Origin of the sequence: Achromobacter sp. DH1f (assembly GCF_000633435.1) — a bacterium.
GTDB lineage: Bacteria > Pseudomonadota > Gammaproteobacteria > Burkholderiales > Burkholderiaceae_B > Achromobacter > Achromobacter deleyi.
This window is the reverse complement of record NZ_AYMF01000051.1, coordinates 16,420-39,991: the sequence shown is the minus strand read 5'-3', so window position 1 is coordinate 39,991 and position 23,572 is coordinate 16,420. Positions and strand designations below refer to the sequence as shown.

17 protein-coding genes are annotated in these 23,572 nt (G+C 68.1%); 6 read left to right on the top strand and 11 right to left on the bottom strand.

Annotated features, from left to right (window positions below):
• A partial coding sequence (locus U858_RS0132135) for a hypothetical protein (RefSeq protein ID WP_198529774.1) occupies positions 1–210 on the bottom strand: 210 nt, incomplete at its 3' end.
• Between the two features lie 321 nt (positions 211–531).
• Here U858_RS0132135 and U858_RS0132130 point away from each other — a divergent pair.
• The 6 genes from U858_RS0132130 to U858_RS0132105 all read left to right on the top strand — a co-directional run bounded on the left by U858_RS0132130 (position 532) and on the right by U858_RS0132105 (position 8,192).
• Positions 532–1,752, top strand: a complete 1,221-nt coding sequence (locus U858_RS0132130) for a hypothetical protein (RefSeq protein WP_025141204.1) — start codon at positions 532–534, stop codon at positions 1,750–1,752.
• 35 nt (positions 1,753–1,787) lie between these two features.
• Complete coding sequence (locus U858_RS0132125; protein WP_025141203.1) at positions 1,788–2,429, top strand: PQQ-binding-like beta-propeller repeat protein; 642 nt, start codon at positions 1,788–1,790, stop codon at positions 2,427–2,429.
• Positions 2,430–2,695: 266 nt separating this feature from the next.
• Positions 2,696–3,499, top strand: a complete 804-nt coding sequence (locus U858_RS0132120; protein WP_025141202.1) for a DUF3348 domain-containing protein — start codon at positions 2,696–2,698, stop codon at positions 3,497–3,499.
• A 10-nt stretch (positions 3,500–3,509) separates the two neighbouring features.
• Positions 3,510–6,806 carry a DUF802 domain-containing protein gene (locus U858_RS0132115; RefSeq protein ID WP_025141201.1) on the top strand — a complete coding sequence of 1,099 codons (3,297 nt, stop codon included), beginning with the start codon at positions 3,510–3,512 and terminating at the stop codon, positions 6,804–6,806.
• A complete protein-coding gene (locus U858_RS0132110; RefSeq protein ID WP_025141200.1) occupies positions 6,803–7,459 on the top strand; it encodes an OmpA family protein in 657 nt (218 codons plus the stop codon). The genes U858_RS0132115 and U858_RS0132110 overlap by 4 nt, the downstream gene beginning before the upstream one ends.
• Positions 7,449–8,192 carry a DUF2894 domain-containing protein gene (locus tag U858_RS0132105; protein ID WP_369797761.1) on the top strand — a complete coding sequence of 248 codons (744 nt, stop codon included), beginning with the start codon at positions 7,449–7,451 and terminating at the stop codon, positions 8,190–8,192. Before U858_RS0132110 ends, U858_RS0132105 begins: the two co-directional genes overlap by 11 nt.
• Before the next feature lie 66 nt (positions 8,193–8,258).
• Here U858_RS0132105 and U858_RS0132100 read toward each other — a convergent pair whose 3' ends face one another.
• From U858_RS0132100 to U858_RS0132055, 10 genes are all read right to left on the bottom strand, one after another.
• A complete protein-coding gene (locus U858_RS0132100; protein ID WP_025141198.1) occupies positions 8,259–9,593 on the bottom strand; it encodes a carotenoid oxygenase family protein in 1,335 nt (444 codons plus the stop codon).
• An 81-nt stretch (positions 9,594–9,674) separates the two neighbouring features.
• Positions 9,675–10,604, bottom strand: coding sequence for a DUF6708 domain-containing protein (locus tag U858_RS0132095; RefSeq protein WP_025141197.1), 930 nt, complete (start codon positions 10,602–10,604; stop codon positions 9,675–9,677).
• Positions 10,604–13,240 carry a T6SS effector BTH_I2691 family protein gene (locus U858_RS0132090; RefSeq protein ID WP_025141196.1) on the bottom strand — a complete coding sequence of 879 codons (2,637 nt, stop codon included), beginning with the start codon at positions 13,238–13,240 and terminating at the stop codon, positions 10,604–10,606. The genes U858_RS0132095 and U858_RS0132090 overlap by 1 nt, the downstream gene beginning before the upstream one ends.
• Positions 13,230–14,081: a DUF4123 domain-containing protein gene (locus U858_RS0132085; RefSeq protein WP_157838887.1), complete on the bottom strand. Its 852-nt coding sequence runs from the start codon at positions 14,079–14,081 to the stop codon at positions 13,230–13,232. Before U858_RS0132085 ends, U858_RS0132090 begins: the two co-directional genes overlap by 11 nt.
• 23 nt (positions 14,082–14,104) lie before the next feature.
• Positions 14,105–16,804 (bottom strand): type VI secretion system Vgr family protein, encoded by a 2,700-nt coding sequence (locus tag U858_RS0132080; RefSeq protein WP_025141194.1) that lies wholly within the window; start codon positions 16,802–16,804, stop codon positions 14,105–14,107.
• Positions 16,805–16,817: 13 nt separating this feature from the next.
• A complete protein-coding gene (gene tssH / locus U858_RS0132075) occupies positions 16,818–19,502 on the bottom strand; it encodes a type VI secretion system ATPase TssH (RefSeq protein ID WP_025141193.1) in 2,685 nt (894 codons plus the stop codon).
• A gap of 19 nt (positions 19,503–19,521) precedes the next feature.
• Positions 19,522–20,622 (bottom strand): type VI secretion system baseplate subunit TssG, encoded by a 1,101-nt coding sequence (gene tssG / locus U858_RS0132070; protein WP_025141206.1) that lies wholly within the window; start codon positions 20,620–20,622, stop codon positions 19,522–19,524.
• Positions 20,586–22,424 carry a type VI secretion system baseplate subunit TssF gene (gene tssF / locus U858_RS0132065; RefSeq protein ID WP_025141192.1) on the bottom strand — a complete coding sequence of 613 codons (1,839 nt, stop codon included), beginning with the start codon at positions 22,422–22,424 and terminating at the stop codon, positions 20,586–20,588. Before tssF ends, tssG begins: the two co-directional genes overlap by 37 nt.
• 53 nt (positions 22,425–22,477) lie before the next feature.
• The gene (gene tssE, locus U858_RS0132060; RefSeq protein WP_006395403.1) at positions 22,478–22,963 is read right to left on the bottom strand and encodes a type VI secretion system baseplate subunit TssE; all 486 of its coding nucleotides are present in this window, start codon (positions 22,961–22,963) and stop codon (positions 22,478–22,480) included.
• 71 nt (positions 22,964–23,034) lie between these two features.
• Positions 23,035–23,538 carry a type VI secretion system tube protein Hcp gene (locus U858_RS0132055; RefSeq protein WP_006395404.1) on the bottom strand — a complete coding sequence of 168 codons (504 nt, stop codon included), beginning with the start codon at positions 23,536–23,538 and terminating at the stop codon, positions 23,035–23,037.
• Between the last annotated feature and the right edge of the window lie 34 nt (positions 23,539–23,572).

The window sequence follows — 23,572 nt, the reverse complement described above, 5'->3', positions numbered from 1 at the left end:
GACGTTGAACTGCGTGTAGCGATTGTTGGACACCCCACCGGCCGAAGGCGGTGCGATATTCACCACCGGCACACCATTGGCCACGCCCACCACGGGCCTTTGCCCGCCGACGCTCTGGTCTACCGAGATGGGCAAGGTCTGCGCCAGGACGGGCGTCCAGATCTGCGCCAAGACCAACAACCAGGCAATCGTGCGGCGTAACGTCGACATATCGGGCAAGACTCGGCAAGGGGTGAAACCACAACCGTTGCCAAGACAGCCGACCCTCAGCCCGCCCAAAACCCGCGGACTATCGACAAAGCCAAAAGCACCGATCCGGAAATTGCCCGCTTACGCTACGCAACCCGGACCAGATAGAACATTGGAAGATTCTGATTTTTGGCCGACGCTGGCCCGTGATTACAGAAGTCGGACGCATTCCACTCATCCGTGAGTACAGAACGCCGCAGACCCAGTTGGTCCGTGACGGTGTAGATTGACGTCTTCGACCCGCCATGCAGCCCTCCTACGACAACGCCACGACCGACTCCCATGGACTTGCTGATCACTGCCGCGGCACATGCGTTGGCTGCGGGCGACCCGTTGGGCGCCCTGGGCCGCGTGGCCTTGCGCGACGATGCGCCAGCCCTGGCGCTGCGCGGCATTGCGCTGGCCCAGTTGGGCGACTTTGAGCGCGCCCGCCCTCTGGTGCGGCAGGCGGCGCGCAAGTTTGGCGCGCAGGCGCCCGTGGCGCGTGCCCGCTGCGTGGTGGCCGAGGCCGAGATTGCCCTGGCCTCGCGTGACCTGGCCTGGCCCACCCAGTCCCTGGACGCGGCCCGACAGGTGCTGCAAAGGCATGGCGATACGCGCAATGCGGCCTATGCCCAATACCTGGCGGGCCGGCGCCTGCTGCTGATCGGCCGCCTGGACCAGGCCGAGCAGGCGCTGGCAACGCTGGACCCGGCTGCGTTCCCGCCGGCCTTGCGCAGCGTGCATGAACTGGTGGTGGCCGGCATCGCCATGCGACGGCTGCGCGCCGACGCGGCCCAGGCGGCCCTGGCCCGCGCCGCTCAGGCCGCGCAGGACGCGGGCATCCCCGCCTTGCAGGCGGAAGTGCGCGAAGCGCAGCGTTTGCTGGATGCGCCGGCCGCGCTGCTGACGACCGCCCCGGCCCCCCGCCCGCTGCGCCTGGATGAAGTCCAGGCGCTGCTCGCCTCCGACACACTCGTCATCGACGCCTGCCGCTACGCGCTGCACGGCGCGGGCCGCACGGTGGCGCTGGCCACCCGCCCCGTGCTCTTCGCCCTGGCCCGGACACTGGCCGATGCCTGGCCCGGCGACGCGCCCCGCGACGTGCTGATCGAACAGGCCTTTCGCACCCGTCGCCCCGACGAAACCCATCGGGCCCGCCTGCGGGTCGAGATCGGCCGGCTGCGCGCCGCACTGGGCCCTTTGGCGACGCTGCACGCCACCCGGCGCGGGTTCGCTTTGATGCCGCCGCCGGGGCAGCAGGTTGCCGTCCTGACGTCCCCCGTGCAGGACAAGCACGCTGCCGTGCTGGCGCTGCTGGCCGATGGCCAGGCCTGGTCCAGCTCGGCCCTGGCGCTGGCGCTGGATCTCAGCCAGCGCCACGTGCAGCGCGCGCTGGATGCCCTGGCCGACGCCGGCCGCGCCCAGTCGTTCGGCCGCGGGCGGGCGCGGCGCTGGATGACGCCGCCGTTGCCCGGTTTCGCGACCACATTGTTACTCCCGCTGCCGCCGCCGAATGCCTAGGATGGACACGTCAACCTCTTGAACAGGACATCGACATGAAATCCAAACCCGCAGACATCATCCGTGAATACGGCCCCTTCCCCGGCGTCAGCCAAGTGCACGGCGTTTCCTACGACGGCAAGCGCGTGTGGATCGCCGTCGGCGAGAAACTGCACGCACTGGACCCGGCCACCGGCGCCGTGGTGCAGTCCATCGACGTGGCGGCCCAGGCCGGCACGGCCTTCGACGGCCAGCACCTGTACCAGATCGCCGGCGACGTCATCCAGAAAATCGACCCGGCCTCGGGCCGCATCCTGGGCACCATCCCCGCGCCGCACGGCGAAGGCAACTCGGGCATGGCCTGGGCCGAGGGCATGCTCTGGGTCGGCCGCTACAAAGACCGCACGATCCTGCAGGTGGACCCGGCCACCGGCGCCATCCTGCGCACCATCGCCTCGGACCGCTACGTGACGGGCGTGACGTGGGTGGACGGCGGCCTGTGGCATGGCACCTGGGAAGACGACGCCAGCGAATTAAGACACGTCGACCCGCAAAGCGGCGAAGTCCTGGAAAGCCTGGCGCTGCCCGCGGGCGTGGTCGTGTCCGGGCTGGAGTCGGACGGCAATGGCGTGTTCTATTGCGGCGGCGCGACCAGCGGCAAACTGCGCGCCGTGCGCAAGCCGCGCGCCGTGGCCTGAGCGGCCACCGCCGAACCGCCGCGGCGCCTCTCTCTTATATATAGAGAACGCGCCGCGGGCCGCGCGCCCGGCTGGAATAAATGGGGCACGGCCCTTGCCCGGCCCCGTCGGACGGGGCGGCCGGCCCGCCCCGCCTGGCCGGGCAAGAATCCGTCAGATTCCCCCACTACTGACAAATTGTTGCAGCGGCAACCGCAACCCTGCCTTCCGCCCCCCCAGAAGGCCCCCGCCAGCGTGTAAACTCCCCCCTTTTTGACTCTGGTGGTATGTTGCAAGCCCCACAGCGCACAGGTTTAAGCGGCCCGACGCTCATTCGCTTGCTGACTCGCCTGACGGATGTCGACGTTCCGGAATCCCGGCAGCCGCTGTCGGATCATCTGAGCCAATGGCTCGGCTGGACCGACGCGATTGCGCTGTCCGCCGCCCTGAACAACCGCCCGCCGGCCATCGCGCCCGGTGCGCGCCAGTTCAGCAGCCAGGAAGAGCGCGAATGCGAACGTGTCCGGACCACGCTGGCCGATGCCATCGCCAGCGATACCGCGGCCACGGCCGCCAAACGCGTGATGCCAGGGCAGATGCCGGCCAAGGCCGCCGCCGCCCTGCAAGCGGATGACGCCGATTACGCGAATTTCCGTCAGCGCTATCTGTCGTTGCAGCACACGATGGAAACCAGCATCGGTAACCTGCGCAGCCGCCTGCGCGGCATGGTCGCGGCCAAAACGCCCGACATGACGCGGCTGGCGGTGGTAGACGCCATCATGGACCGCGCCCTGCTGCCGCGCGAACGCACGCTGCTGGGCGCCATTCCGAAGCTGCTGCAGGGGCATTTCGACCGGCTGCGGCTGGCCGAGAAAGCGGCGCTGGACGACGTCGCGGCGCAGGCCGACGCCCCGACAGGCGAGGCCGACACAGAACCCGCGGGGACGCCCCCGCAAGCCACTTTAACGGCGCCCACGCCGGGCGCCTGGCTGGAGACGTTCCGCAAAGACATGCGCAGCGTGCTGCTGGCCGAATTGGATGTTCGTTTACAACCGGTGGAAGGGCTGCTTGCGGCCCTTCGCGCCAGCTAACCGGGACACTATGTCCAAGTATCTGATCAATATCGTTGTTTTCCTCAGCGGCCTGGCCGTGGCCGGCTGGATCGGCGCCGGCTACGCGGGCACCAATCCCCTGGCGCTGGCGGTCACCCTGCTGATCTGTGCCTGCTACCTTGCCGGCGCGCTTGAACTGCTGCGCTACCAGCAGGCCACGGCATCGCTCAGACGCGCGGCCAGCGGCCTGTCGCAGCCGCCCGCCAGCCTGGGCGCCTGGCTCGACACCCTGCACCCCAGCCTGCGCAGCGCCACCCGCCTGCGCATCGAAGGCGAACGCGTGGGCCTGCCCGGCCCGGCGCTGGCGCCCTATCTGGTTGGCCTGCTGGTGCTGCTGGGCATGCTGGGCACCTTCCTGGGCATGGTGGTGACGCTGCGCGGCACCGGCACGGCGCTGGAAAGCGCGACCGACCTGGCCGCCATCCGCGCGTCGCTGGCCGCCCCCGTGAAGGGCCTGGGCTTTGCCTTCGGCACCTCGATCGCGGGCGTCGCCACCTCGGCCATGCTGGGCTTGCTGGCCGCACTGAGCCGCCGCGACCGCATCCAGGCCGCGCAACTGCTGGACAGCAAGGCCGCCACCACGCTGCGCATCTACACCCAGCAGCACCAGCGCGAAGAAAGCTTCAAGCTGCTGCAACGCCAGGCCGAAGTGCTGCAACGGCAGGCCGAAGCCATGCCCACGCTGGTCGACCGCCTGGACGCCATGATGCGCAACATGGAACAGCAGAGCCAGTCGCTGAACGAACGCCAGCTTGCCAGCCAGGACGCGTTTCAGGGCAAGGCCGAAGCCGCCTATGCGCGCCTGGCCGCCGTGATGGAACAGTCGATGAAGGAAAGCGTGGCCGAAAGCGCCCGCTCGGCTGGCGAGGCGCTGCAGCCCGCCGTGCAGGCCACCCTGGCCGGCCTGTCGCGCGAAACCGCCACGCTGCACGGCGCGGTGACCGATGCGGTGCAGCGCCAGCTCGACGGCCTGACCACCGGCCTGCAAGCGGCCACGGCCAACGTCGCCGGCATCTGGAACCAGGCCCTGGCCGGCCAGCAGGCCGCCAGCGAAACCCTGGCGCAGGACCTGCGCGATTCGCTGGACCGCTTTGCCCAGACCTTCGAACAACGCTCGGCCGCCCTGCTCGATGGCGTGTCCACGCGCCTGGAAGCCTCGTCGGGCACCATGTCCGACGCCTGGCACACGGCGCTGACGCGCCAGGAACAGGCCAGCGAAAAGCTGGCCGGCGAGAACCTGCAGGCGCTGACGGCCGCGGCCGCCAGCTTCGAACAGCATTCGGCGTCGCTGCTGCGCACGCTGAACCAGTCGCACACCGCCCTGCAATCCGAACTGGCCTCGCGCGACCAGCAACGCCTGGCCGCCTGGACCGAAACGCTGGGCGCCATGTCCGCCACGCTGCGCCAGGAATGGCAGGCCGCGGGCGCCCAGGCCGCCGACCGCCAGCAGGAAATCAGCCTGGCGCTGGCCCGCACCGCGCAGGACCTGACGGCCCACGCGCAAACCCAGGCCGGCCTGCTGGACACCGTGTCCGCCCGCCTGGAAACCGCCGCCGGCAATGTCTCGGCCCAGTGGCACGAGGCGCTGGCGCGCCAGGGCGAAGCCAGCGACAAGCTGGCCGACGACAATCGCCAGGCCCTGGCGGCCGCCGCGGCCACCTTCGAAACGCATGCCGCGTCGCTCCTGCGCACGCTGGATCAATCACACGCCGACCTGCAGGCCGCCCTGGCCTCGCGCGATGAGCAGCGCCTGGCCGCCTGGGCCGGTACGCTGGGCGCCGTGGCCGACAAGCTGGGCCGCGAATGGGAACAGGCCGGCACGCAAGCCGCCGCGCGCCAGCACGAGATCAGCCAGGCCCTGGCGCAAACCACGCAAGACCTCGCCGCCCGCAGCGAAGCGCAAGCCGCCCTGCTCGACAGCGTGGCCGCCCGCATCGAATCGGCGGCCGGCGGCGTGACGCAGGCCTGGACCGACGCCCAGGTACGCCAGGAACTGACCAACGAGAAACTGGCCAGCGACAACCAGCAAGCCCTGGCCACCGCCGCGGCTGCCTTCGAAACGCATTCGGCGTCGCTCTTGCGCACGCTGGACCAATCGCAGGCCGACCTGCAAGCCGCCCTGGCCGCGCGCGACGAACAACGCCTGGCCGCCTGGAACGACTCGCTGGGCGAACTGGCCGCCAAGCTGGGCCACGAATGGCGCGAGGCCGGCGCGCAGACCGCCGCCCGCCACCAGGAACTGGGCCAGTTGCTGACCCAGACCACGCAAGACCTGACCGCGCAGACCCAGGCCCAGGCCGCCCTGCTGCAAGACGTGTCGACCCGCCTGGAAACGGCCGCCGCCCGCGTGACCGACGCCTGGACCGAGGCCCAGGTACGCCAGGAACTGACCAACGAGAAACTGGCCAGCGACAACCAGCAAGCCCTGACCACCGCCTCCGCCGCCTTCGAGCAGCACTCGGCCTCGCTGCTGCAGACGCTGGGCCAATCGCACGCCGGCTTGCAGGCCGAGCTGGCCACGCAAGACCAGGCGCGCCTGGCCGCGTGGACCGACAAGCTGGGCGCGATGGCCGACGCGCTGCGCCAGGAATGGGAACAGGCCGGCGCCCGCAGCGCCAGCCTGCAACAGGAGATCTGCGCCACGCTGGCCCAGACCGCCGACAGCATCGCCGCCCAGACCGAAGCCCACGCCAACGGCACCATTGCCGAAATCAGCCACCTGGTGCAAGCCGCCTCGGAAGCGCCGCGCGCTGCCGCCGAAGTCATCGGCGAACTGCGCCAGAAGCTGTCGGACAGCCTGGCCTACGACAACGCCATGCTGGAAGAACGCAACCGCCTGCTGGATACGCTGGCCACGCTGCTGGACGCCGTCAACCACGCCTCCAGCGAACAGCGCACCGCCGTGGACGCGCTGGTGTCGTCGTCTGCCGACCTGCTGGACCGCGTGGGCACGCAGTTCACCGACAAGGTCGACGCCGAAGCCGGCCGCCTGACCGACGTGGCCGACCAGGTCGCCAGCAGCGCCATCGAAGTGGCCAGCCTGGGCGATGCCTTCGGCGCCGCCGTGCGCCTGTTCGGCGAGTCCAACGACTCGCTGGTGGCACACCTGCAACGCATCGAGGCCGCGCTGGACAAGTCCATTGCCCGCGGCGACGAGCAACTGGCCTACTACGTCGCGCAAGCGCGCGAGGTCGTGGACCTGAGCACCCAGTCGCAGAAGCAGATCGTTGAAAACCTGCGCCAGCTGGCCACCCAACGCGCCGCCGCCGGCGCAGAAGCCGCATGAGCGCGGGCGAAGACATCGACGGCGGCGTCGAACCCGCCGTGCCGACCTGGGCCGTGTTCGGCGACCTGATGTCGGTGCTGCTGGGCGCGTTCGTCCTGATCCTGGTCAGCGTGGTGGCCGTGCAGCTCGAGCTGTCCACCCAGCTCGAACAAGAGGTCAAGCAGCGCCAGGAAGAAACCCAGCGCCGCCAGACGCTGGAACAGGCCCTGGCCGCACCGCTGGCCGCCGGCCGCGTGACGCTCATCAACGGCCGCATCGGCATCAGCGGCAGCGTGCTGTTCGCGTTGAATTCCGACCAATTGCAGCCCGAGGGCCGCGACGTCCTGAAAAGCCTGATCGAACCGCTGTCGGCCTACCTGAAGGCCAACAACGAAATCCTGATGGTCAGCGGCTACACCGACGACCAGCAGGTGCGCGAAGGCAACCGCCGTTTCGCCGACAACTGGGACCTCTCGGCCCAGCGCGCGCTGACCGTCACGCGCGCCCTGATCGACGAAGGCGTGCCGTCGGCGTCCGTGTTTGCGGCCGCGTTCGGCTCGGAACAACCGGTGGCGTCCAACGCCGACGAAGACGGCCGCGCCAAGAACCGCCGGGTCGAGATCACCCCCATCCCCAAGCCGTCCAACGGCGAGGAGCCGCCGCGTGGCCAGTGACGGCAGCCTGGGCCCGGCGCAGGCGTCTTTGGCGGACCCCGCCACGGACATCGGCGCACGGCCGGACGCCACGCTGCACGCCTGGCGCGAGCGCGGCGACGACCGCCTGGACCCGATCGCGTTTCACGTCATCGAGGCCCTGGCGCGCCGCGCGGCCGACCAGCACGGCGCCGTGCGGCAACGGCTGGATGAACGGCTGGCGCAGTTGATGCAGGCCTACGCCGGCCGCCTGCCTCAGTTGGCAACCCCACATCAGGCTGCCCCACATCTGGCAGACCCTAATCAGGCCGTCCCACAAGCTCAGGCCGCCCCTCAAGCCCAGGCGACCCCGCGCGCGCGCGGCCCCCTGGCCGAGCTGGCCGCCTTTCTGGCCTACCCCGGCGAACCCGGCGACGACTCCGATGCCGCCGCCGCGCAAACGCGCCGCGACGCCTACCCCGACCTGCCCGCGCTGGATTACTTTCGCGAAGTCTGGTCGGGCCTGAGCGCCGACCGGCAGGTGCGCCAGTCGCAGGAACAGGTGCACAAGAACGCCGGACCGCTCAATTCGAACCAGCTGGTGCACCGCGCCCTGTCGCTGATGCGCGAGCTGTCGCCCGGCTACCTGCAGCAGTTCGTGGCGTACACCGAGAGCCTGACCTGGATGGAACAGGTCACGGCGGCGGCCGCCCCCGCGCCGGTCAAAGACGCGCCGCGCGCCGCCAAGAAGACCAGCCGGTCCAAGGCGCGCTGACGGCAGCGGCCTGGCCCGGCGGCCGCTTGCCGAGCCAGGCGTCACTGCCTTCAACCCGAAAGAGTCCTAAGCCGCTTCCCTGGGCAACCAGGCGCCATGGAACCCGGCGGGAATCCGGCCGGGCAAGCGCACCGTCGCGAGCGGCCCGGCTTGCAGATCGCGCCCGTCCAGCACCACCACGTCGCTGGTGTCGCTGGCCTGGCGGTACACGCACACCAGCACCCAGCCATCGTCTTCGTCCCGCGCGCCGGGGCGCGGCACGAACACCGGTTCGCTGTTCTGGTCGCCCGGCGCCACCCGATATTGCTGCGTCGCCCCCGTGGCCAGGTCGTAGCGCACCACGCCGCGCATTTCCTGGTTGGTCGGCTGCTGCACCGCATAGGCGTAGCGGTAGGGCCGCCCCGTCCTGCCCTCATTGATGCGCGGCAGCTCGATGCCGGCTTCGTCCAGCCCACGCTCGCTGACCTTGCCGCGCGCCAGGTCGATCTCGTAGCGCCACAGTACCCCCAGCGGGTTGTCTTCAAAGCCCGCGCCGCTGCCCGACAGCCGCAGGTATTCCGGATAGCGCACCACGTCCAGCACCACCGTCGTGTCGTCCGCGTCGTACGCATTCACCACGTGCTGGATGAAACACGGCGCCACCTCGAACCAGCGCACCGGCCCGCCGTGGCGCGGAATCACCCCCAGCCGCGACTGGCGCTCGTCATGCCAGCGCAGCGGCATGCGGTAGCCGCGTTGCAGCATGGAAAAGTCGTACGCCACGTTCAGGTCCAGCAGGATGCTGTAGCGCGCCGTGATCGCGATGTCGTGCATCATCGACGGCCCCGGCACCTCGATCAGCTGGTCCACCCGGGGCTGGCCGTCGGCGCCCGTCACGCCATAGCGCAACCACGGGCGTTCCCAATGGGCGCGGAAACTGATCAATTCGCCGGTCTCGGGGTCTGCCTTCGGATGCGCCGTCATGCCCGCCGCCAGGCCGGGATGGCGCTGGCTGGCGCCGCCGAAATCCAGCCCGGCGGTCATCACCAGGGGCGCCCCGCCCTCGGCCAGCGCCAGGGTTTCACCGGCATGGCGCAGCACGTTCACGTTGGGGTTGGTGTCCGGCAAGGCGTCCGCCTGCTCTGGCGCATGTACACGCGCCCAGGTGCGGGTGCGGGCCCAGCGGTTGCGGTAGCCGATCGCCCGGCCATCGCGCAATTCAATGGCGTGCAGCATCGCCGGCTGGGGCCACCACGACAGCACGTCGTTGCCCTCGAAGCGCCCGCCCAGCGGATTGGGGCCATTGCGGACCAGTACGCCGTCCAGCCCGGGCGGCAGTTCACCGTCCACCGGCAGGTCCGTCAGATCGGTTTCATGGGCCAGCGCCGCGGTGGCGCCGGTGTTCAGATCAAATGTGCTCATGGTTGCGTCCTTTGTTGCGATAACTCGCAGGACGCATTTTTACCCGGATTAAATTAATCCGTCAATATTACCCGGGTTTAATTAACGCAGGTCTTCCGGGTTCATCGAGGCATCCCGCACGTATGGATCGCTCGGTTCGGGCTGCAGCGTCGCCTCGATCTCGGGCGGAAACGCCGGTATCTTGCTGGTGTGCACCACCACCCAGCGCATGATGGCGTGCAGGTAGTTGAAGGGGGCCGCGAGCACGTACATCAGGCCAGGCGTCTGGGCATCGTTGGCGAAGATGCGTTCCTTGCCGAAAGCGAAGCTCTCGCGCTTGCCGTCCACGGGCATGCAATACAACACGGCGTCCAGCACCGCCTGCGGCCCTTCTTCCATGTAGCGGCGCAGGAATTCCCAGTGGGAATAGGCGTTTTCGACGCGGCTGGTGGCGATGCAGAACGAAAACGTCTCCTTCACGGTGACGCCGTCCGGGTCCAGGATCAGCCCGCGGATATCCCAATTGCGCATGCCGAACGTGGCTTTGCTGCGGCCCAGCGTGAAGTAGATCTTGTCCCAGGGCGCGGTCAGCACGGTACCGTCCAGCCGAAACACATGCACCAGGCGGCGCTTTCGGTCCAGCGCGATGGGGTAGTAAGTCCAGCGGAACATCTCTTTGCAGGCGACCCAGGCCCCCAGGGCGCCCACCACCGCGAACATCGCCATGCCGAAGAAAACCGCTTCCCAGAGGCCGTTCTCGTTGGGCAGGTCGTCCACCACCAGAATCCAGGCCAACTTCAGGATGACGCCAATGCCGAAGGCCACGCCCACTGCCCCGAGCAGGGCCACGAAGCCGCGCCACCCAAACCAGCGGTCCACCGACAGCAGGCTGTTGGAATTCATCTTCACCACGCAAAGCTGGGCCAGCAGCGGGACGTCCAGGCGCTTTTTCTGCAGCAGCCGGTGTTCGCGGTCGAATTCAGTCAGGGGACGGTTGTTGGGAAACCGGGACAGCAACCCCGTGAAGTCCATCACTCCCCTCCCAGTGCCACGCGCAGGCTGTTCACTTCTTGTTGTACTCCATAGTAATAATCGGCGCCGGACTGCCCCTGCAGCTTGCCCCACAGGCACCGCTTGAGCCATTCATCGATCTTGTTGCCTTTGTATTTCTCGATCAGCACCGCCACGACGATCAGCAGGACAGCGGCGATCAGCCCCACAACGGTCCACGACATGGCGAACGCGCCCACGACAATCAGGCTCAGCCCCCCCGAGGCCAGGTACAGGCCGCCCATCCAGCCGTTCTTCTCGATCGTGATCTGATCCACGCCGGATTTCACGTCGAAGGCGGCCATGAGAACCCCGGTCACGACGCCCGTCCGGCTCCCCCAGCGCATCAGCAGCGACGCCGTGGATTCGAGCCCCAGGCCCATCCCCAAGCGCATGCCGGCGGCCATCCGGCCCTTCAGCGCCACGCCCAATACCTCTGCCACCGACCCGCCGGCCGATGCGATGCCAATCACGAACTTCCAGCTTGCATCGGTGCGTTCGTGCGGCATGGCCGATTCCAGATCGCTCCAGAGCTTGTAGACGGCCACGGTCTGGAACAGGCAGCTGACGACGCCGACCCGCACATCCGTGTTGATCGTCGTGCGCCAGCGCGACAGTTCGCGGGCCTCGTATTCCTCCATTGTCATGGACGTCTGCGCCAACAGGCGGGCCCGGTCGGCAGGTCGGCCGTCCCGGGGCACGCTGGCCGCCGCTTCCCTGTCCACCAGCATGAACCAGCGCTTCTTGTCGGTGCCTTCCAGCTGTTCGCCGCGCACCTCCAGCCGCCGCAATTCGTCGGCCACGGCGCGCTCCATCTGCCGCATGTTCACCTGGCCGCCATGCTGGCGCATGAGTTCGCGGATCAGCGCGGCGCGGAAGGTCTTCTTGCCGCCCTCGACTTCGACAATCACCACATCGTGCCGCGACAGCAGCCCCAGGTACATCGCCAGCTTGCGGGCCACGCTGCTGTCCACGCCACCGCGAAGCACCTGCACCACCGGCCCCATGATCTGTTCAAGCAGGCGCGCCGTCTTGTCCATCTGGCCTTCACTCAGCACCTTCAGGCCGGTCTTGTAGGCCTCGTGCAGGTTACCCCAGGGAATGGCCTTCCAGTCCAGGGCGGCCTCGTGCGCCTCGACCACCTTCTTGACCACGAAATCCTGGTTGTGGAACATGGCGCGCAAGAGCAGATTGCGCGTGTCTTCGGGATCGCCTTGCAGCCATTCGGCATACTGCTTGAAGCAGACGCGCTTGTCCTGGGTGCCGTCGATGCACAAAGAAAAAATGGTCTGGAAAACCTCGCCGCTGTCCGCGCTGTTGACGTCGTAGTTGCACTCGAACCCATTGAGCGTATCGCCGCAGGTGATCCAGGCCACGTGCGCCTTCGCCATCGGCACGATGGTGGCGGCGTCGAATTTGGCCAGGCGCTCGTCGAAATCCTTCTGCCATGCCCGGCGTGCGTTCTCGTCGTAGTTGTCGAAGTACTTCTTCCAGGCGTCCCAGCGCACCGTCCGGCGCTCTTGTTCGGTCGGGTGGCGGTAGTTCTCGGCCTCGGCCATGCGCTCTTTCTGGCGGTCCGGGTTGATCATGTCCAGCACCAGCTGGCCGATTGCCATGCCGCCGGCGCTGCCGCCGCCCCCGGGGCCCGCCATGTTCGGGCTGGTGGTGCCATAGACCGAATAATTGGACGCATCCTTGGCACGGTCGCGCAGCAGATCGTTTTCGGCGGCCTGCATGATGATCTCGCTGACCGACTCGATGGACTTCGATACCGTCAGCGGACGCAGGTCTTCCTTGTTCGAGACGAAATCGTCAAAGCGCAGGCGCATCAGCCGCGCCAGGTCCTGCAGGATGCCGGTGCTGTCCGGCAGCGCCAGCATCAGCCCCTTGCCGGGCAGGAACGCCTCGGCGGCGTTCTCGATCATCTCGCCCATCCAGCCCTTCACGTCGTAATAGCCGACGGTGCTCCAGCCCAGCATCTGCTGCTTCTGGTAAAGGTCGAGGTCGCGCTTGCGATGCACCACGTACTCGGCGGCGGTGTCCTTCAGGGTCTTGATGCTCTTGGCGTTGGCGTGCTTGCCGCTGGACAGCCACGCCTGCACGTCGAACTTGAACATGTGCCGCTCGCGCATGTCCGCACCGCGCCGGCCCTTGTGGGCCTTGCACACGTCCTTGGTCCATTGCACGTCCGAAAACGTCAGCCACACGAACGTCGCCTTGCGCGCGTTGGGTATGGTCAGCAGCGAGGCCTTGGCCTCGTGGTCCATCGTGCAGGTGAAGGTGCGGTCGCAGTTCTCAACCGGCTTGTCGATGTCGAAGTTGTACAGCGTGCCGTTCTCGTTGACGTAATAGCCCTTCAGGTCCGATCGCGCTTCGTCATACACGTACAGATAGCCGGGGCGCAGCAGGCGCACGCCATAGCGGGCGCTGTCGCCCAGGGGCCGTTCGGCCAGTTGCGGCATGTTCAGGTCGCCTGCCAGCGCCGGGGACGGGTCCTGGCTTTTCAACACCGCATAGCGCAGCGGCATGATGGGCAGGCCGATCCGGTGAAACGGGCAATCTTCCTCGCAATCGATCGACGAACGCTTCTTTCCGCAGTTCTTCACATCATCGGCCATCGGGTTCTCCAGTTCGTTCCAGCTCCGTGCGCACGCGGGCCCAGTCGTCATCCGACAGGTCCTGGATCGCGGCAAGGTAGGGGTAGTCGTCATCCGGCTGCATCGCCGCCAGGCACTCGCGCACCCGCTCGTGGCGATGGAAGGCGGGGTGCACCTGAAGGCCATGCCGGGCAAAGGCCTTGCGCTCCTGGGCCGTCGCCAGGCCCAGTTCGCGGGCGGTGCGGAAGTGGTCCATCACGGTCTTGCCCAGGGCTATTCGCCCATCGGGCGCCAGGCTGTCCAGGCCGGACAGCACTTCATTCAAGGGCTGCATCTGGGTCAACGCGAACGACTGCTCCGCCGTCAGCCGCAGGCGCGGCGCCGGGTCCACGTCGGGCCGGTCCAGCGCGTGCCACTCGCCATCCAGGTGAAACCGAAAGCGCTGCACCGGGCCGCACAGCCAGGCCAGTTGGCCGGGGTCCAACAGCCACGACAGTTGCACCAGCACCCGCGGATCGAAGAACCGGAAAAAACACGGCCCCTGCCCCGCGATGTCGACGATCATGCGCGAGCGGCAATGCGCCGCGACCGCATCGGCCGGCCGTTCGGACTGCAGCAGCAGCGCCAGCCACAGATCTTCGCCATCATGCGCCGCCTGGTTCAGGCTGGCCAGCACCTGCGTCTTGCCGGCTGCATCCAGGGCAGACAGATCCAGCAGCCGGGGCATCAACCCGGGCATTTTCCGCAGCGCGGGCGGCACCAGCGCCTGGGCCTGGGCGGCCGCCAGCGGCGGCACGCCGCGCGTCTGTTCATCCTGGATCAGGCCGCAGCCATAGGTGCTAAAAGTCTGGTATTGGAGCATGCCGCCTTCCATGTCGAGCCGGCCTAGCCCAGCGGCACCACGGCGCCGCCCTGCTGGGCCGCGCCGCGCACGCGCGCTTCGCACAAGGGGCTGGCTTCGTTGAAAGCCAGGTTTGCCTGCGAGGTCTGCGGCCCTACCCAGCTGTGCGCGCCCGCCTTCAGTTCGACCTTGCCGGGCGCATGCAGCTGGATGCCGCCGCCTTCCAGCCGCACATAGGCACCGCCGGCCGTGGCCAGCACGCGTTCCTTGGCCTGCACCATCACGGCCGCGCTGGCCGAGGCAAAGGTCACGGCCTTCTCGGCCGTCAAGGTCATCTTGGCGCCCTGGCTGTGCAGGCGCAGCTTGCCGCCGGCCGCATGCAGCCGCAGGCCGCGGTCCTGCACGGCGCGGCTGCCGCCCGCTTCCTGGCCCAGGGTGAACAGCACCACGCCGGCCGCCACTCCCACCGCCAGATGGGCGCTGCTGACCCAGTTCACGTCCGGCGCCACCTGCGCCAGCGTGCCGCCCGCCACCACGAATGCGTTGCCGGGCGTGTATTGCCCGATGCCGCTGGGCGCGCTGACCTGGATGTGCGGCTCGCTGTAGGCCGCCACCTTGATCGCGCCGCCCTGCGCGGCCGCATCATCCTGCGTGGCCTCGACCACGTCGCGCACGTGCGCCAGGCCTTCATGCACCGGCAACGCCTGCGGGTCGCCATCCAGAATGGCCTTCTGCTTGATGGCGATGTCGCCCAGTTCCTTGGCCGATTCCAGCGCGGCATCGATCTGCTTGGCGGCTTCGGCGCTGTCCAGCAGCGCGCCGTCGGCGTTCTCGCGCAGGTCGGCGCTGATCAGCAAGCCTTGCCCGCCGCGCAGCGCCACGGCTTCCTTGGTCGACAGCTCGGCGCCATGACCCAGGTCTTCCAGGCGTTCGTTGTCGCGCTGCTGCTTGACGTGCCCCAGGTTCAGGCGGGAATCGGCCTGCGTGGTGGATGCCGTCAGGCGCGACTGGCCGGGCGTGTCGTCCTGCACCAGCTGGTTGTAGCCGCCCGTGCCCGCGCCGCTGGTCGACAGCGCCTGGGTCTTGAAGCCGGACATCACCGCATTGTGGGCATGGCCGTCGCTACCGCCCGCGAACCAGGCCGGCGCGTTGCCGGTGGCGTTGGCCCCGCCCGCCTGCACCTGGTTGTGCGAGGCGTCTTCGGCGCCCTCGCCGTTGTACAGCGCGCCCACCACCACCGGGCGGTCGATGTCGCCGTGCAGAAATTCCACCAGCACTTCCTGGCCGACGCGCGGCACGAAATGGCCGCCCCAATCGCCGCCGGCCACCGGCTCGGCCACGCGCACCCAGGCGCCCAGTTCGTCCTTGGCCAGCGCGTTCTCGTCACCCGACGGATGCGCCAGCCGGCTGCTGGAGGCCTTGCCGCGCTGCCAGTGGAACTGCACCTTGATGCGGTGATCGCGGTCGGTGTGCACGGGTTCTTCGGCCCCCACCACCAGCGCCGTCTGGGCGCCGAACACGGTGGGACGCGGATGCAGCCGCACGCCATGGCCGTCCTGCGTCGCCGGGCGAAATTCGGTGTCGCTGCCGATGCAGGTAAAGGTGTTGCGGTAGAAATCGGCCTCTTCGTCGTCGCTGCCGCCCAAGGCCTCGCTCACCGCGCGGCCCAGGTCCGCGTCGAAGTTGTTGCGCGCCTGGTGCGTCATCGCAATCACCACGAACGCGGACGGACCGCCCTGCTGGTAGTGGCCGGTCAGCTCGAAACGCTGCCCCGGCGCCAGCGTGCGCACGGTGCCGGCGCCTTCCACGCTTTGCTGGCGCACGCGCAGCGCGGCCAGCGCGTTGTGCGCCAGGCGTTCGCCCTGCGCGCTGTCTTCGTAGGCATATTGGCCCGGATAATCATCGCTGATCAGGTCCACGGCGTTGGCCAGCTTGCCGGCGTCGGCCTGAGCCGACACGGGCCGCGACTGGGCGCTGCGGTAGTCCCAGCTGGCCATGCGTACGGCATTGGTCTGCCAGCGCTGGCGCGGGCTCCAGCGCTGGATGCTGTCTTCGGTTTCGGTCACGTCGGCGCGGGCAAAGCGCACGCTGGCCTGCGGGCCGGGCTTGAAGGCGCCGTTGTGGTCGGCGATGACCAGGGTATGGCCGTCGTCCGCATGCTCGACCCAATAGAACAGCCCTTCTTCGGCCAGCAGGCGTTCGACGAAGGCGTAGTCGGTCTCGCGGTACTGGATGGTCAGGCTGCGCTTGGCGTAGGTGGCGCGGTCCTCTACGTCCCAGCGCCACTGCGGCGCCAGCGTGCCCTGGCCCTTGTAGTCGCCGAAAATGCTTTCGACGATATCGATCACCGTCTTGTCCTGGTAGGCAAAGCTGTCGCGCCGCGCGCGCAGAAACGCCAGCCACGGCTCAACGGTCAGGCCGTAACGCGCCAGGCCGCCATTGGCGCCCAGAAAGCGCGCCCCCGTGGCATGGCCGTGCCACAGGCGCGGCTGCTCGCGGTCCAGCGCCGTCTGCAGGCGGAGCGTGACCGGCTGGCCCAGCAAGGCCTTCAACGGAATATGCGCGTCGTCCGACAGCGCGGTGATTTCCAGCCGGCAGGCGCCGCCGCTCAGCTGTTCGGTGGCCGACAAGGTCTCGGCCACCAGGCGGTTCTCGCCCAGCGGCGTGCGCAGGTCCAGCAGGCGGTTGGCCTGCGCGATACCGGCGGTCGACAGGCGGGAAAGTCCGGAAGCATCCTGGGGCATGATCGGCTCCGGCTCAGGTCAGGCGGTAACGGAAGTCGCCGTTCTTGCCGGCAGTCACCCGGATGCGCGCGATCGCTTCGCCCTGCGCCATGCGGCCCAGCACCTGTTCGGCGATCTGCGGCAACAGCGTGCCGTTCAAGATGTGGTCGACGTTGCGCGCACCGGTATCCACTTCGGTGCAGCGCGCCAGCACGGCCTCGACCAGCGCCTCGTCCCAGTCGAACACCGCGCGGTGGTTGGCCTGCACGCGTTCGGCAATGCGGCCCAGCTTCAAGCCGATGATGCGCGCCAGCGCGTCGTCATCCACCGGGTAGTAGGCAATGGTCTTCATACGGCCCAGGAAAGCGGGCTTGAAGGCCTTGTACAGCTGCGGGGCCAGCAGTTCCTGCAAGGCCTCGGGGTCCGGGCGTTCGTCCGCGGCCTGGTTCAGGCAGGCCTGCATGATGGCCGACGAACCGACGTTGGACGTCAGGATGATGAGCGTATTGCGAAAGTCGATCTCGCGCCCTTCGGCATCGTCCATCACGCCCTTGTCGAAGACCTGGAAGAAAAGCTCCAGCACGTCGGGATGCGCCTTTTCGATTTCGTCCAGCAGCACCACGCTATACGGCTGGCGCCGCACGGCCTCGGTCAGCACGCCGCCTTCGCCGTAACCCACATAGCCGGGCGGCGACCCTTTCAGGCCCGACACGCTGTGGGCCTCCTGGTATTCGCTCATGTTGATGGTGACCAGCTTGCGCTCGCCGCCATACAGAATGTCGGCCACGGCCAGCGCGGTCTCGGTCTTGCCCACGCCGGACGGGCCGACGAACAGGAATACGCCCTTGGGCTTGTTCGGGTCTTCCAGGCCGGCGCGCGCGGTGCGCACGCGTTGGGCAATGGCATGCAGCGCATGGTCCTGGCCGATCACGCGTTCGGCCAGCAGCGGCTGCAATTCCAGCACCGTACGGATTTCGTCATTGACCATGCGGCCCAGCGGAATGCCCGTCCAGGCCGAGACGATCTCGGCAATCACCTGCGCATCCACATAGGCCGGCACCAGCGGCGCCTCGCCCTGCAAGGCGCGCAACTGCTGCTGCAATTCGGCCAGTTGCGCCTGGGCGGGCGTGGGTTCCGCGGCCTTGCTGCCGCGGCGCTTGCCAGCGGTCTCGGGCTCGGGTTCCTGGCCGGCGGCTTCCAGTTCTTCGCGCAGCGCGTGAATCTGGCGCACCAGCTCGCTTTCCTGGGCCAGGCGCGCCTCGGCAGCCGTCAGTTCCTGGCGCGTGGCGTCCATTTCCTCGTCCAGCTCGCGCAGGCGGGCCGATTGCGCGGCGCCGGCGGCGGCCTCGCGGCGCAGCGCGGCGCGCTCGGTCTCCTGGCGGGCCAGGCGATGTCGCGCGTCGTCGATCAGGGCAGGCGTGGCGCTGCGGCCCAGCGCCACCCGGGCGCAGGCCGTATCCAGCACGCCCACCGCCTTGTCGGGCAACTGCCGCCCGCTGATGTAGCGGTGCGACAGCCGGGCCGCAGCCACGATGGCCTCGTCCAGGATGCGCACGCCGAAATGTTGTTCCATCAGCGGCGCCATGCCGCGCAGCATGCTGGCGGCCAGGGCTTCGCTGGGTTCTTCCACTTTCACGACCTGAAAGCGTCGCGCCAGGGCCGCGTCTTTCTCGAAGTACTTCTTGTATTCGCTCCAGGTGGTCGCCGCGATGGTGCGCAATTCGCCGCGCGCCAGCGCCGGCTTGAGCAGGTTGGCCGCGTCGTTCTGCCCCGCCTGCCCGCCCGCGCCGATCATGGTGTGGGCTTCGTCGATGAACAGGATGATGGGCGTGGGGCTTTGCTTGACCTCGTCGATCACGCTTTTCAACCGGTTCTCGAACTCGCCCTTGACACTGGCGCCGGCCTGCAGCAAGCCCATGTCCAGCGTGCGCAACGCCACGCCCGCCAGGGCCGGCGGCACGTCGCCGGCCACGATGCGCAGCGCCAGGCCTTCGACCACCGCGGTCTTGCCCACGCCGGCCTCGCCGGTCAGGATGGGGTTGTTCTGGCGCCGCCGCGTCAGGATGTCGATCATCTGGCGAATTTCGGCATCGCGGCCGATCACCGGATCGATCTTGCCTTCGCGGGCGCGCTCGGTCAGGTTGGTGGTGTACTGGTCCAGCGCGGGCGTCTTGGACAGGCCCGCGGCGGGCGCGGCGGCGTCACCTTGCGCGGCGCCGTCGCCCAGCGCCACCGACTGGCCGGCTTCTTCCGATCCTTCGGTCAATGCCGCGAAGTCATGTTTCAGCTCTTGCAGCCGGAACGATTCGAACAAGCGCGAACCGCGCCGCGCCAACGCGGCCAGGTCGGGTTCGGTCAGCAGCGCCAGCAGCAGATGGCCCGAGCGGATGCGGGTCGTCTGCGTATCCAGCGACGCGATCAGCCAGGCGTGTTCGAACAGGCGCGGCAAGTGCGGCGAAAACACCGGCGTACGGGTGTTGCCGTTCTTGAAGCCGCGGATCTCGGCGTTCAGATCGGCTTCCAGCACGGCCGCCTCGATGCCGCTGCGGCGCGCCACCAGGCTGAAGTCGCTGGCCGGCTTTTCCAAGAGCGCCAGGAACAGGTGTTCCAGGTCTACCTCGTAGTGGCCTTGCGCCATGCACAGGCTGGCAGCGCGCTCGGCGGCCTGGCGGCAGGTCTGGTTCAGTTTCCCGATCAGGGTTTTCAGGGGAGTGGCCATGTTCTGGGTTGTCTTGTTCTTAGTGGATGGTGTGCAGTTCGTAGCTGGCGTCGTCACGGTCCGACGCCGACGGTTCGGTGCAAAGAAAGGAATTCCAGCCCAGGCGCGCGCCGCCGCTGTCGGCATCGCCGCCCAGCGCGCTGCCGGCGACGTCCTCTTTGGCCATCACCAGGCGCACTTCGTATTCGAAGCTCAGGCCGCCGAACATCGTCAGCAGCTTTTCCAGCGCCTGCGCGCGGGCGCCGCCGGGCAGGAAATCGGCGAACGCCGACTTGGACAGCGGGCCGATCCACAGCCGGATGCGCAGGTCGCGCTGCCAAATGCGATCGCCCGCCATGGCCGACACGCCCAGCACGGCGCCGGGCCGGCCCAGCTGGGTGCGGTTTTCGGGCGGCACGTGATACCAGCGGCCCACGAACTGCTCGACCCGCAGGGCCACCTGGAAGTAATCGCCCAGCACCCGTTGCAGATAGGCGGCCGACACCGGCCGCTGCCGCGCCGCCGCCGCATAGTGCGCCAACGACTCGTCGAACACGCGGCCTTCGCCCGCGTGCAGGCGGTCGCGCAGCGCCGGATGGCCCACGCCGCCCAACGCCAGCAGCAGCGGCAGGTAGTGGTGGTCCTGTTCGGTCTCGTGCCGCAGCGGCATGCGGTACTTCTTCCAGGCGGCGTAGAACAGCGCCGCCGCCCGGTTCGAGAAAATGTCGAAGAACGCGCGCGCGCCGCGGTCGCGGGTGGCGCTTTCGCGGTGGCTCAGAATCTCGGAATAATGCAGCGGCAAGGCGCCCTGCCCGCCCAGCAAGCCGAAGAATGCCGGCTCGATCTCGACCCGGCCCAGCGTGCCCGCGGCCAGCGCCGCCAGGCGCGCGTCGGCATCGTGCAAGGCCTGGCCGTTCTTGTCAAAGGCGGTCAACCCCGCGATCTCGCTGGCGGGAAAGCCCAGCGACGACGAATTGACGAAGCGCAGGTGCGTCGGGACCGCATTCTTGGCGCGCGTGCCTTCCTGGCGCGCAAACCAAAGCTCCAGCACCCGCACGGCCTGGAAGAACTTGAAGCGCTGCGGGTCGGCCAGCAGCGATTCGATTACGCTAGGATCGCGTCGCCGTTGCATGGAGGACACCGTAGGATTTCTTCCGCGCCACGGCGCGACAGCACCACCAACTGCACAAAGCTGTTGGCGTGCACATAAAGGCCAAAGAAGCGGTTGATCACCGCCACGAAGGCATGCAGGCTGGTGCCCACGAAATTGTCTTCGTTGATCGTCAGCCGGATCTCGATGCCGCGCACAAACGTCGCGAACGGCTCGCCCGGCATCCAGTGGGTGGCGGGCTTGTAGTCCAGCCCCACCAGCCCTTCGATCTGGCGCGCCGCCACCGCCGCGTGCGACAGGTCATACAGGCGCAGCGTTTCCTTCAGCGCCGGCAAGCCGCTGTGCACCAGCGACAGATGATTCAACGCCAGGTGCGAGATCAACCGCCAGTGCGCCGCGCGGCCCTGCTGGAAGCGGTGCGTGTGGGTCGGGCGGCGCAGCATGCGGATCTCGCGCGCCACCGAGCCGCCTTCCAGGAACAGGTCGCCGCCCGGCTGGCCCACCGCCAGGTGCGACGGCAGGTCGCGGTTGGTGCAGGTCAGTTCCAGGCTCAGCGTCTCGGTCTGCGGCAGCGCCGGATTGAAGTCGATGTCCACGATGGACATCTCCATCTCGTAGCCCGGGCTGCGCTCGGCCACCATCGGGTCGCGCCGGGCCGTCCAGTAATGGCTGGCGCCTTCGGGCGTTTCGCCGTGGTGCAGCGAATAGAACGGCCGGAATTCCACCACTGAATCGCCCTGCGCGTTCTGCCGCACCAGACGCACGCGGTCGATGGAATAGACCTCGTAGCCGTAGGCCCGGCGGGCATCGGCCACCACCGGGTACGACGCGGCGGCATGCGTCACGCGGATCGGGTCGGCGCGCTGGTCGAACAGATTGATCACCGGCGTGCAGCCCAGCCGGAAGTTGTCGGCCGACGCCGATTCCAGCAGGCGCGCGGTATTCGAATCGGCGCGCAGCCCCTTGACCGGCAGGTGCAGCGTGAATTCGCGCACCGGCCCCACCGCGCGCCGCAGCGCCGCCAGGTCGATGTCGACGAAATTGAATTTCTCGGAAAACACGAAATACTCGGCCAACAACCGGTAGGCCGGATGCGAGCTGGCCGGAAAATCGATCAGCGCGTCTTCCTCGGCCAGGCCCACCTGCGCCAGCGGCACCTCGGGCAGGCGGCTCCAGCGGCCGGGCTGCGTCTCGATGTAGGCCGCCGCGGTGCGCAGGAACAGGCAATCGCGCAGCGCCGCCACGAACGACGGCTCGCCATGCAGATACACACGCAGCCGGTCGGTGGCCAGCGTGGCAAAGCTTTGCGTTTCGGCCAGGCAGGCCAGCGTCAGCGACAGGCGGCCGGTCACGCCCGGCGGCAGCTGCGTGGACGACGGCGCGTTGGCCGTTGACGCGAACGCGGCGCGGCGTATCGCCACGGGCGCCAGCGTCACGTCATAGGCCGTGCGGAAACGGCAAGCCACGCCGCGCACGGCGTGGGATTTCAATTCGGTGCCGCGTGCCAGGCGTACTGGCGCGGTCAGTTGGGCCGCCACCCCGCCCATGTCGAACTGGGCGATCGAACACGACGGAAACGGCCGCAGGTAGTGCGGGTACATCACCTCGAACAACGCTTCCGTGAATTCCGGATAGTCGTCGTCCAGCTTCTTGTTGATGCGCGCCCCCAGCAGCGCGAAGGACTCGATCATCCGTTCGACGTGCGGATCCTCGCAGGTTTCCCCCGACAGCCCCAGGCGCGCCGCGATCTTCGGATAGCGCTGGGCGAAATCGCGCGACGAGCCGCGCAGGAACCCCAGCTCGCGTTCGTAATACGGCAGCAGTTCTTCCATCTTTCCCTTCCTCGCCGACGGTTGGCCGCCGGCGCCCGCGTGCGTTGATGTTGTCAGGCGGCCGCCGCGGCCTTGGCCCAGCCCTTGCTGACCGAATACTGCAGCGTCGATGGCTGCAAGGTCGCGTCGAACGTCACCGGCTCGTGGGCCGGGCCCACGTCCAGCATCGCGGTAATCGCGAAATACAGCACCGATGTCGCGCGGCTGTCGACCTGCAGCACCACCCGCACGTGCGTCAACCGAGGCTCATGCCGGGCAATCGCCTGCTCCAGCGACCGGCAGATGAATTCCCGGTCGTAGTGGCTGGCCAGGCTCAGCCCCGAAAAGTCCGACAGCCCATAGGTCAGGATGGACCGCTGGCAATTCGGATAGCGCTTGAGCGACGCCTCGGTAAAGACCATGCGGGTATTGAGCAGGGCCTCGATGTCGCGCGCGACGGTTTCCTTGATTTCCTCGACGGACAGGCGCCGCAGCGCATGCGGCGCCGGACCATCCCCGTCGAACAACTTGTCGAACAGACTGGGTTCGAATCCCTTCATCACGGACCTCTTTTACGGAAAACCGCGGCCCGGGGACGAGCCGCGGCCTTCGCCATGCCGCGCGGTCGGGTTCAGACCGAGTAGGTCTTGTCGTTCTTGGTCAGGCTCCACGCGCCCTGGGCGTTGCCGCCCTGGTTGCCGCCCACCTTCTGCTGCGTGTACTTCCACTGCACGGCGGCGTACTTCAGCGAGAACGATTCGTGCGGCAGGCCTTCGCTGACCACTTCCGGCGCCACGCGCGAGATGATCACGTACTTGAGCTTGATTTCCAGGTACTTGACGCGGTTGCCCTCGCCGTCGGCCCGCAGGAAATCGATGGTCACTTCGTCAAAAGTGGTGCCGCCCGAGGCGTGCTGATACAGCAGCGGGCTGACCACGTCCAGGTCTTTGGTGAAGACCATTTCACCGTGCTCGGTGCGCTCGGCGGTATGGCCGCCCGAGGTCGAAGCGGTGGCCGAGCGCGGCTGAATGATCTCGTGGCGCCAGGAACCGACTTCGATCCAGTCCGGGTGGTCCTTGTCCTGGGACTCGCCCTTGAGCGCAGGATTGCCGAATTTGACGTAGATGTCCTTCATTAAAGTTCTCTCCAGTTAAAAACCGCGTAGCAGA